Genomic DNA, 2064 nt, shown 5'->3' with positions numbered 1-2064 from the left:
GTGCCCATCGCGAGCGGGAAGTTCCACGGCGTGATGAGCAGACACGGGCCGACGGGCTGACGGAGCACCAGATGGCGGTTGCGCCCGTCCGGGCTGGTGGCGAAGCCGCCGTCGATGCGGACGGCCTCCTCGGCGAACCAGCGGAAGAACTCGGCGGCGTACGCGACCTCGCCGCGGGCCTCGGCGAGCGGCTTGCCCATCTCCAGGGTCATGAGGAGGGCGAGCTCCTCGGTGCGGGCGAGAATCAGCTCGTGGGCGCGGCGCAGGATCTCGCCGCGGACCCGGGGTGCGGTGCGGGCCCAGCCGTCCTGGGCCGCGCGGGCGGCGTCCAGGGCGCGCGCGGCGTCGTCGGGACCGGCGTCGGCGACCTCGCACAGGAGGGCGCCGGTGGCCGGGTTGTCGACGGGCAGGCGGCGGCCGGAGACGGCGTCGTGCCAGCCGCCGGCGAGGTAGAGCTGCTTCGGCACGGAGTCGATCACGGGGTGCGTGGGCAAGGGGGGCTCCGGTGGTCGAGAGGGGGCGAGCGGAGAGGCGGGCAGGTGGCGGTCGGGGCGGGCAGGTGCCGGGCGGGCAGGTGCCGGGCGGACACGGGGCGGTCGGGGGCTTCCGAGGTCGTTCCCCGCGGGGCCCTGTCAGGGGTGGGCCGGGCTCCCGCGCCGGGCCCACCCGGGGCACGGCTCAGCCCGTGGCCGTGCCCACCGCCACCGACCACCGCTGGAGCGCGTCGTCGACCTGCTGCTCCGTCACCACGAGGGCGGGGATCATCCGGACCACGTTGCCCCAGGGGCCGCAGGTCAGCAGGAGCAGTCCCTCGTCGGCGGCCGCCTGCTGGGCGCGCAGCGCGGTCGCCGGGTCGGGGCTGCCGTCCGGGGCGGTGAACTCGCTGGCCAGCATGAGGCCGAGGCCGCGGACGTCGCCGATCGCCGGATGCTTGGCGGCGACGTCGGCGAGTCCGGCGCGCAGGCGGTCGCCCATCGCGGCCGCGTTGGCCACCAGGCCCTCCTCGGCGATCACGTCGAGCGTGGCGCAGGCGGCGGCGCAGGCCACCGCGTTCCCCCCGTAGGTGCCGCCCTGGGAGCCGGGCCTGACCCGGTGCATGAGCGCCTCGGGCGCCGCGATGCCGGACAGCGGGAACCCGCTGGCCAGGCCCTTGGCGGTGATCAGCACATCGGGGCGCACCGCGAAGTGCTCGTGCCCCCAGAAGCGGCCGGTGCGGCCGACGCCGGTCTGGATCTCGTCGAGGATCAGCAGGATGCCGTGCCGGTCGGCGCGCTCGCGCAGCCCTTGCAGGAAGGCGGTGTTGGCCGGGACGTACCCGCCCTCGCCGAGCACCGGCTCGATGATGATCGCCGCGGTGTCGTCGGGGTCGGAGACGGTCTGGAGCAGGTGGTCGAACTCGCGCAGCGCGAACCGCGTGGCCGTTTCCTCGTCCCAGCCGTAGTGGTACGCGTTCGGGAACGGGGTGATCGCGACGCCGGCCATCATCGGCCCGAAGCCGGTCCGGATCTTGGTGCCGGACGTGGTGAGGGAGGCGGCGGCGACGGTGCGGCCGTGGAAGCCGCCGTGCGCCACGACGATGTTGGGCCGCCCGGTCGCCTGACGGGCGAGCCGCATCGCCGCCTCGACGGCCTCGCTACCCGAGTTGACGAAGAACAGGCTGTCCAGGCCCTCCGGCAGCACGTCGCCGAGCTTCTCGACGAGGCGCTGCAGCGGCTGGTGCATGACGGTCGTGTACTGGCCGTGGATGAGGGTGCCGACCTGCTCCTGGGCGGCGGCCACGACCCGGGGATGGCAGTGCCCGGTGCTGGTGACGCCGATCCCGGCGGTGAAGTCCAGGTAGCGGCGGCCGTCGACGCCGTAGAGATGGACGCCCTCCCCGCGCTGCGCGACGACGGGGGTGGCTTGACGCAGATGCTCGGACAGTTGGGTCATGCCCCCAGCGTCGATGCCGGGGCGAACCGACGTCAATGGGTCATGTGGGGTGTTTCGCCGCCATGACCGGTCCACCGCGCCTGACCAGGCATGTCGCCGTGCCGCAGGGCGGCCCGCGTGCGGGCGGTGCCG

Annotated in this window: 2 protein-coding genes; both read right to left on the bottom strand. The window is 74.8% G+C overall.

Annotated features, from left to right (window positions below):
- A partial coding sequence (locus GTW43_RS15070) for an aldehyde dehydrogenase family protein (protein ID WP_161302418.1) occupies nt 1-494 on the bottom strand: 494 nt, incomplete at its 3' end.
- Between the two features lie 184 nt (nt 495-678).
- Nucleotides 679-1932, bottom strand: a complete 1254-nt coding sequence (locus tag GTW43_RS15065) for an aminotransferase class III-fold pyridoxal phosphate-dependent enzyme (protein ID WP_161302416.1) — start codon at nt 1930-1932, stop codon at nt 679-681.
- Between the last annotated feature and the right edge of the window lie 132 nt (nt 1933-2064).

It is taken from the genome of Streptomyces sp. SID5785 (genome assembly GCF_009870065.1).
Taxonomy (GTDB): domain Bacteria; phylum Actinomycetota; class Actinomycetes; order Streptomycetales; family Streptomycetaceae; genus Streptomyces.
This window is presented reverse-complemented; position numbering and strand designations above follow the sequence as displayed.

Coding starts and splice junctions, on each gene's coding strand:
- GTW43_RS15065 (WP_161302416.1), bottom strand. CDS start 1,932: ATGACCCAACTGTCCGAGCATCTGCGTCAAGCCACCCCCGTCGTCGCG.